Here is a 9994-nt window from a genome sequence, read left to right on the forward strand (position 1 = left end):
TAAATGTAAAAAAGTATTAATCGTTTGAGCCGGGCCAGAAGAAGGAACCGCAGTCTACTTTTAGGATGGTGAAAGTTACGGAGGCAGACACCGGATCACAAGGTCCGGCGGGCTCTGCAGTTGTAAGTGTCAAAGTAACCGTGCCTCGGTTAACATCCTCAGGGCTTGGGGTATAGGTTGTTGCGGTTGCGAAGTCCACCATATCGTTATCGAAAGTTCCGTTTCCGCTGGAGGACCAGGTGCCGCCAAGAGAGGCCGGTGTAATGCTCGCGCCTTGCGTTAGGTCAATCGATTGGGTGGAACAAATGCTGGCTGGCGGGGCAACCGTCACCGTTACGTTACAGGCGATACCAACGTCAAGGCTCAGGTTTTCTCCACCCGAGGGGACCGCCCCCGTTGGAGGGGTTTGTCCGGTTGCGGGGTTGGCATCTGAATCGTCATCGTCACTGACGTCTCCATCAACATCGTTGGTCGTAAAGGCATAGAATTCAGGGTCAGCGATTGTGCCAATGTTGAATATTACGTAGTAATCTCCGGGGGGCAGGTTTTCGAAAATATAACGACCGTCAGTATCCGTAGTAGTAACAGGGTTGTAGGCCATGCCTTCGGCATCAAAGTCTACTACCACACCGGTGGCATTGTCATAAATGGTTACCGTCACGTTTTCTACCCCTGGCTCTCCCGGCGTTTGCAGGCCATCGTTGTTAAGGTCCACAAAGGCTGTATCACCAACGGTGACGGGTGCGAAGAAGCCGAAGTCGAGGGTCATATTGCCATTGGCATCTTCGAATCCGAGCGCGGAGATGGTGTCCTGTCCGCCACCTTGTGCAGGTTCATTTTCCGGCTCATCGCCGATTACTAAGCTTATGGTATCCGAGGATACGGCAGTCCCAGAACCCCCGGTTTGAAGGCCTTCGTCATCGTTATCTTCATCATCATCCGGATCCGTTTCCATAAACCCACTGCTTGAATCATTAGACGATATCGGAGCACCAGTAGGTGAATTGGGGATAACGACGTAGTAGTCTCCAGCAGATATGTTCGAGAACAAGTAATTACCATCTGTGTCTGTAACGACCGTAGCCGCATCCGCAGGATCGTCAACAACCATGCCATCAGCATCCGTAAGAACTTGCATTCCCGTTGCCACGTCAAACAACTGAACTTCTACATTTGCTATACCGGTATCGGCATTGTTTTGCAGGCCATCGTTATTATTATCCAGGAAGACGGTACTTCCCAGGGTTAAGGTCTGTTCAACTGCTGGAATCAGACCAACATCAAGGGTATGGTCAGTAGTATCATCGGTCATATAAACAATGATCGGATAGCCCGTGAGGCCGGCCATGTCCATTAAGGTGGCATCGGAATCGTTAAGTTCAATGCTGTTACCTTCTCCCATATCTGCTTGAGTCAGGCTATAGGTATTTCCATCAAGGGTAACCAGCATAGAGGTAGCATCCCAAGGGCTGCTCATGTCATTAGCATCATAGCCAAATACGATGGCATATTCGGTATCGGTGTCTACATCAGAGAAATAGTAGTTACCATTTCCATCAGTTGTTTCCACAGCTTCGAACATCATCGTTGTCTTGTTGTAGAGGGATACCGGGAGATTGGGGATGGCTGGTTCACAAGCATCCTGAACGCCGTCCATGTCAGTATCTTCCCAAACGTAGTTGCCTATTTGAATGGGAAGGGTGCCACAAACCGCTACAGGGTCGCCAAGACCCGTAGACTTACCAAGTCCGGTATCATTATTAGACAATACTTCATACTGGCCCGTACGAGCGCCCGTTGAAGTATTGAATTTCACGAAACCCTGGGTATTTGCATTACCACTACTATTAACCGGATCAAATGAAGTAGAGAGTACTTCTCCGCTACCGGGCAAGACCAAAAGACCACCTAGAGCAATTTCACCGTGTCCATTTCCATTTCCACTCGTATTTCCGTTTGACCAGAAGTCCTCAGAGTAATATTCTCCGTTATTGCTCGGTCCGTCATCAGGCCTTGAACCAATAAACTGGCTTCCGGAATCTGGTGCCATACAGTCTGAGCTGGTATTTTCTACCACCCAGTTTCCTTTCACGTTACAGATGTGTACAATGTCACCCGCAGATTCTTTATCGATTACTCCTTGGTTGAAGCCATTAGCTACAGGGGGAAACTGTCTGTAGCCAAATTGGCTTGCGGTTCTATCAGACAAGCCAATGATCATATCTCCATTATCCGCAAAGGCCAAGTCCTTAAAGAGGGGTGCGGCGAACTCAATTCTTGTACTATTTCCTCCACCTTGAGTACCGAAAGAAAAGTCCGCGTAATCGTCACTCCAGGGTTGCCAGTCAGCCTCTTCCTGATGATTAAAGGAAGATCCAAGTTCACGGTTATACTCCAATCCGAAGGATACTTCGGTGAAGAAACCGGCCATTGGGTCGGTAGGGTCAAAGCTTAGGACAATGGCTTCCATATCCTCCCTAAGCCCGTTATTTTCTGCAGAACAAACGCCACCGATATAGCCGCGACCATTGCTAAAGTCAAGGGCAAAAGGCCGGAACTCCCCGTTTACACAGTTCGGGAAGCCGGGAATACTTGTCATGAGGTAACGATTAACAATCGCTCCGGGAGGAGCGGAGCCATTCGTTGGAATCAATGAAGGATCGCTTACATCAATAGCGATTAGGGAACGTTCAAACAGGTTTACGGTCCAAAGGGTATTTTCATCTTCACTCAGGTCGATATCCCCGTAGGCTACTTTACCGACTTTACCGAAGGCGTCAAGGTCTACGGTTGCATCGTTCTGGCCATCAGACAATTGATTGTCCGCGTTTACCGCTCCAGTTACATTAACCCGATCAATGCTACCGAAGTCAAGTGCAGCACCTCCATTCGCCGGAGTTACCCCCGCCAAAGTAAAGTTTGTAATGGGCGCTGTCCCGGTTGGGTCCAGTCGGTAAATTCCACTGATCCCGGCAGGACCTAAACCGACATGTCGCTTCAAGAATGCGCCAGTGTAAAACATTTGCTGCTCCCGGTGATAGTCTGTTCCCCAGATGGTGCCCAACTCTTGTATTTCACCAATCGGCGTTGGAGCCGCAGCGGTTCCGGCGCCTGGATCTCCATCCTCCTGGTATGGACTGACGATAAAGCCAGGATCCGAATTACCGACTCCTGAGCCATTGGCATAACAAGCGACTCCAACCGTTGGGTTATCCGTATCGCAATAGTCAGCAGGATTGAGCACGCCGTAGTCTACCTCACAGCCGGGGCCGGTGACAAATTGCGTGTTTGTTCCATTGTCCATTCCGGATGCGCTGGGGCTTAAGTGTTCTTGGAAAGGGGTTGAGAATTCTACCCGGACTGGGTAAGTCAGGCCACTACCATCTACACTCCAGTTACCATTTGCATTGGTATAGGTAACCAACGAAGGCGTATCACTGTCGCATTCATAAATCTCTACGAGTGCGTTCCCCTGTCCGGGGTTTCCAGCCATCAGGCCATCGTTTTCTTCGTCAAGGAAGACCATACCTCCAAGAAGGTCACCACCTGCGGTACAGTCCTCTGTACAGACGAGCGGAAGGTTATTCAGATCAACGAAGGCATCCCCCTGAGCCAAGTCAAAAGAAAAGAAGTGTGGGTTTGCCGCCAACGTAAAGTCAAGCAGCATATCCCCTGCACCATTAACATCTGAACCGAGCAACAGTGGATCTGAACTTCCTGGGTTGTCTCCAGTTCCTCCGGTAGGGTCCAGCACCATATCCCCATCTCCAAATCCACCAGGAGTGCCCGTCAGCACTTGGTTTCCAGGAGGCGCATAAGACATGGTATAACGGCCTGCCGTAACGGGAGCTCCCGTAGCAATCCAGGCGTACCGCCCTGTGGTGCCATCTTGTAACACTCCCGTTTCGGAAAGAATCAGGATACTCCCTCCGGGAGGAGGAATTACAGCAATAGAGCCTCCTGTTATAATCTCGCCGGTATTCGTACAATAGATATAACCGGCAGGGTCAGTTGGTGGAAATACAAACTTTGCTTCTTCGAAGCAGTCAGGGGCGTCCACAAAACGAATAACAACTAACTCGGAGGAGTTACAAATAAGGCCCGTAAGGGTATAATCGATACCGGTAGCATCTACCAGCGTATTACCTCGCGTCAGCGTTTGGAACGCACCTCCGTCAACGCTATACTCTAACTCTCCTGTGGCTGGACCATTTACCCAATCCAAGGTAACGGTAAAATTATAATTACCTGCATTACAGGAGGTAATATCCGCGGCAATAATGGTAATGTTGCAAATACAATCTTCGGGCGCATCATAAGCATCCACTTCCGTATCGGTACAGGCCGTAGCGACAGCAAATGCTGCAGTTACATCAATATCTTGAACACCATCCGAAGTAATATTATTAAACACCATGTTTTCTGTTCCACTTGCCAAAGAAGGAACAAATGATTGAACTAATCCATTATCCGTAGATATGATGATGGTATCGCCCGGAGAAGCTCCAGAATAGGTGTAATTCACCGTAAGGCTATAAGAATCGTCTGTGAGGCTACAACCGGTCGGAATAGCAGAATTAACCATAATCACACAAAGCGGCCCTTCCTGCACCCCCACATCAAGACCATGGTTATTTTCACCAGCATCTGCCGTACTAAAAGCAATGACGCCCATATTATCTGCATCCGAGTCATTGACATCGGTGAGTGGGTCGTTGGTTGTTGTTCCGCCGGTTGTTGTAAACTGGCTGATATTATTGTCAACCGCCTGCACATCTGCAAGGGCTACCCGAATTTCGTAGTTCATATTCGGCTCCACCTCGGTAGCGCCGTTTGACCATGTTTGGTCCGTATCATCTGTATTACTAAACACGTAGTATCCGTCTCCCTGAACGGCATCGGCTGCCGTAGTTGTTTCTGCCACTTTTGTGAAAGTAGCCGGAGCGGTTTCCTTGAAAAGCTCTACGGTTACGCCATTGATTCCAGGCTCACCTGCGGTTTGCAGGCCATCCGTGTTCGTATCCACCCAGAGGCGGTTACCGATCTGGATGGGTGTTGGATCAGAAAGGGCGATCATATCACCAAGGCCGTTGGCTTTGGCGAAAGTTGGGCCATCGTCGTCGCCTACGTTCACGGCGGTACTAAAGACCAGGAAATTCTGAATCCGCTGACCGTCACTGTTGCGGTACCAAACAACGCCCGCATCGTAAAATTCTGCGGAGCTGTTAATGGGGTCCGTCATGATGGTCACTACTTCTTCCTGACCGGGAACGATGACCATACCGCCCTGGGTCACTTCGTTGTGGAAGTTATCGTAGTCGTCCTGGGAATAGAATTCGCCGCCACCAGGGCCATTGGAATTAGCATTGGGTGGGGTTGGGCCGGAAACTCCGCCACAAGCTCCACCTGATTCTAGGGTCCAGCCTGCTGTTGCATCTCCACAAGCGCGGAGGATGTCCCCTTCGGCTACACCGTCATATAAGCCATTGAAGCTGGAACCGGCGTTGATGGTAAAGCCGGTAGGAGGCCGTTGCAGGTGGCCGGTCTGGTCACCAAAACGATCCCGGAAACCGAGGACCATATTGCCGCCATCAAACTCGATGTCCGTGAGCATTGGTTGGGGATAGGCCCGGTCCTGGAAAAAATTGGTGCCGTTTGGCGGACGGTTAAATACTGTCCACTCCGTTACCCAGGGATTCCAGGCGGCAGAGGTTCTACCATTACTGGAATTGATGGCTAGTCCTCTTCCGTAATTGAGAGGGAAGGTGAGAACAGGCGTGTTGTCAACCATCCCCGTCATGATGTCGAAGGAATAAACGTTTGCGCTGAGTGAAGCACGGTTTCCAGCAGGTAGCGTATTTTGATTACAAGCGGTATTGGCAGGTATAGGACCGCCCGCAAAAGTACCAATGGTCGATTCTCCAGAACAGACGGTGCCGATGTATACTTTTCCATCACGAATTCCAAGGCCAAAAGGACGAAAATCCACCCCATCACCACAGGGAGCTGGTAGAGCAACAGATTGTACCATGGTGATGTCAGCGACCGTGTATGGCGTTGATTTTGCAGGAAAGTAATATAACCTCCGGTCAAAAAGATTTACCACATAAAGGGTCTCTCCGTCCTCCGAGATGTCCAGGTCTCCAAAACTCATTTTACCGACCCAATCCCAGGAATTATCATCTCTTTCCCAAACAGCCTGCGCCGCGCCATCGGCAGGGTGAGGGTCTCCAGATAAAGGTTGTGTCGGGATGCCAAGGGCATCGAAATCGATGTACTCTGTAACTGTAGGAGAGTTTGTCCCAGGATTTTGGATACGATAAATAACACCGGACTTTCCATTAGACTTGAAGCCGGCGTGTCGTTTCATGAATGCCGCTGCGAAAGCGGATCGTGTTTCACGTTGATAGGCAACACCGTAGGTAGAACCAATATCATTAGAATTAGCTAACGCTGCTTTCGGTCCGTTAAAACTACCGCCGTCATCACACGTCGCATTAATCCCAGCGTCGAAACAGCCCGAGTCATAGCCAAAGCGAATAAATGTTTCGCCGGTACCCCCTGGCTGCGGTCCTTCAATAAAACAGGTGGTTACCAGATCTGGATCATCCTGACTGTACTGGTCCGGGTTCTCCAGTGCCACATCAACTTCATCACCCCGGGAGGCAAAGAACACCGTGGTGGCACCTGCCGCCCCCGGGAAAAAACCCGTTGGCAAATTGGTTACTTCAAGACGATATGGATTGTCGTTGCCCGGAGCGAAGGTGTACTGCCCACTACTTTCGGTTAACACCGTAGGCGTTTCATCAGCAGCATAGGCAGTTACGGTAACTCCCGAAATTAATGGTTCAGTTGTAGCTAATCTTACCCCATTCCCATTAAAGTCCTGGAATACGTTGACACATATAGACAGCGGATCGCCAACCGGGTTAACAAAGGTGGCATTTGGCTCCCCTTCTAATGCACTAGTTTTCCATGCCTTAAAGGCATCACTATCTGCTGAGATACCTCCAAAGAAGATAGCCGGGTTAATCCAGGAATAATCAGGAACATACGTATTTGCCTGGGCAGGAGTAGCCAGCAGAAATACAACTGAAATGGACAGGAGTAGGCATAAGTGCTGTTTAGCACGCGCTATTACTTTCATGAGGTCTTATTTTTCACGAGTACGCGGAAAGGCCGCTTAAACTAAAACTTGAAAAAAGAATAAGCCAAAATTCAGGACAGATTTGGCATTAATACTGGCAACAAATATAGTCAACCTTACCACTATTACACAGTTTCTAGCATGGTTTTGCTGTGGAGTGGTTAAATAGCCTTAAAAACGTTGTCATTTTCTGTTCCATGAAGGCATGTTTCAACTCCACTTCCACAAAAAAGTAGCCCCGACCAACTCGGGTCAGGGCTACAGTATGCGTGTTCGTTAAAACAGTGTGAGAGACACAAAACGATAAGCATTTCAAAATAAAGTGTCTGTTTCCTATAATTAGGAATAAAGGGAAAAAAGAAAAAATTAATCATCGCCGTTCCAGATGAACTGGCCACAATCCACGTTCAATATATCGATCCGAACAGAAGCTTCCACCGCAGTACAGCTACTTGGTGGTGCCAGGGCGCCGGGGTCGTTGCTGGTCAGGGTCAGGGTCACGAACCCACGAATGGCATCGGCTTTGCTCGGCACATAACTGACGGCCGTCCCGAGTTCGTAGGGCTCCGTCAGCGGGTCGCCGTTGGCATCGACAAACGTCCCGGTTCCATCCGTTGTGCTCCATACTGCCCCCAGGCGAGCCGGGGTCACTGAGGCCCCCGTCAACAGGTCGACGGTTCCCGTGGCACAGATCGTAAACGGATCAGCTACCGCCACCTGGATGGCGCATACGATACCTGCATCCAGGGTAAGGTCGGTTTCGCCAGAGGCGAGTAGGCCGGTCGGGCTGCTTGGTGCCATCAGGTCAGCCGGGTTTACGGGCATGGCGTCGGAATCCATGGCATCATCGCCAACGTTTGGCGTGGTAAAGTCATACAAATCGGCGTTATCGATGTTCGTCAGGTCAAATACCACGTAATAATCTCCAGGGGGGAGGTTATTGAACAGGTAAGCGCCCATATCATCTGTCGACATGACGGAGGTATAAGTATTGCCTTCTGCGTCGAAGTCCACCGGCATGCCAGTAGCATTGTTGAAGATGGTCACCATAACGTTTTCAACTCCCGGTTCTCCAATAGTTTGCAGACCATCATTATTCAGATCAGCGAATGCGGTATCGCCGACCGTAACGGGGGCAAAGAAGCCGAAGTCAAGGGTCATATTACCATTACTATCATCAGCATTGTCCTGATCGTTACCCTGCGCTGTTTCCGTATCTGTATCGGTGGGTTCATCACCAACGGCAAGAGAAATAACATTGGAGGTTACCACCGTTGCTGCACCCGCAGGCTGAAGACCTTCATCATCATTATCTGCATTGTCGTCAGGGTCTGTCTCTCCGGCAAAAGTACCGCTACTAGAGTTGGATGATATCGTTATCTCTTCCAGGGCTCCGGTTCCCATCGCAAAGGCACCGACAGGTATCTGAACATAGTAATCACCAGGCTGTAACTGCCCAAATAAGTAATTTCCACTAATGCCTGTCACCATCCCTCCGGGACCATCATCAGCCGTACCTAACAAGCCATCAGGGCCGGCAAGTATTTCCGTCCCACCGCTGTCAAACAATTGCACCTGAACGCCTACAAGGCCGTTTTCGCCGCTGTCCTGAACACCATTATTGTTCAAGTCTTCAAATACTGTAGAACCTAAAGACAGGGCTGACACCATGATGTCGTAAGTACAAGTACTCATACAGCCATTCGCATCCGTGATGGTGAGCGATAGCGTGGTGTTCATGGTACCAAAGTCAATCGTTACCATTTCGGTATTATTCACACCATCGATGGTGGCATCACCTGCTGTGACTGACCAAGCATAGGTTGCCATTCCGGCAGTACCGGAATAAACAACATCCTCCGCATTGGCTGTAACTGTAGTTGCGCCGGTAATGGAACAATTAGGTAACGGATTAATGGTAATAGTTGCAACAGACTGATCGTTGGGACATGGGGACGTACCCGTGACTTCATATTGGAATGTACTGGTCGTAACGCCAGCAGCGGGGGTAAATATGCCCGTTGCCGCTACAAAATTACCGCCACTACCCGTCAGCCGTGTCCAGGCACCACCCGTTTGTTCGCCTGTAATTAGGCTCGCCAAATCGATGGCCGCCGTAGAAGTCGCACAAACGGCCGTATTACCATCATTACCTGCATTAACCTGCGGCGTAATATTAACAGTTGCCACAGACTGGTCATCAGGACATGGAGATGTACCCGTTATCTCATATTGGAACGTACTACTGGTCGCACCAGCGGTAGGGGTGAACATTCCCGTTGCGGCAACAAAGGTGCCACCACTACCAGTCAGTCGTGTCCAGGCACCACCCGTTTGTTCGCCCGTAATTAGGCTCGCCAAATCGATGGCCGTCGTAGAGTTGTCACAAACAGACGTATTTCCGTCGGTACCTGCATTCGCCTGCGGTGAAATATTGACGGTTGCAACAGACTGATCGTCGGGACATGGAGATGTGCCCGTGATCTCGTATTGGAACGTACTGCTCGTAGCACCGGCCGCAGGGGTGAACATTCCCGTTGCGGCAACAAAAGTGCCACCACTACCGGTTAGCCGTGTCCAGGCACCACCAGTCTGTTCGCCCGTAATGAGGCTCGCCAAATCAATGGCAGTCGTAGAGTTGTCACAAACAGACGTATTTCCATCGGTACCCGCATTTGCCTGCGGCGTAATGTTAACCGTCACGTCTTCTGTGTCAATAGGGCAACCGCCCGTACCACCTACTGTGTATCGGAACACGCTGGTAGTCGCTCCTGGTGCTGGTGTAAAAGTACCACCAGCTGCAGAGAAGGTACCACCGGTTCCGCTGACTTGTGTCCATGCGCCGCC

The 9994-nt window shown here is 50.2% G+C and carries 2 protein-coding genes; both read right to left on the bottom strand.

The window, feature by feature from the left end; genetic code table 11:
• Positions 1 to 16: 16 nt before the first annotated feature.
• Positions 17 to 7147 (bottom strand): SdrD B-like domain-containing protein, encoded by a 7131-nt coding sequence (locus B036_RS0121860; protein WP_020570873.1) that lies wholly within the window; start codon positions 7145 to 7147, stop codon positions 17 to 19.
• Positions 7148 to 7513: 366 nt separating this feature from the next.
• Positions 7514 to 9994, bottom strand: a 2481-nt coding sequence (locus B036_RS0121865) for an SdrD B-like domain-containing protein (protein ID WP_020570874.1), incomplete at its 5' end; no start/stop codon positions are given.

Source organism: Neolewinella persica DSM 23188 (assembly GCF_000373105.1).
Taxonomy (GTDB): Bacteria; Bacteroidota; Bacteroidia; order Chitinophagales; family Saprospiraceae; genus Neolewinella; species Neolewinella persica.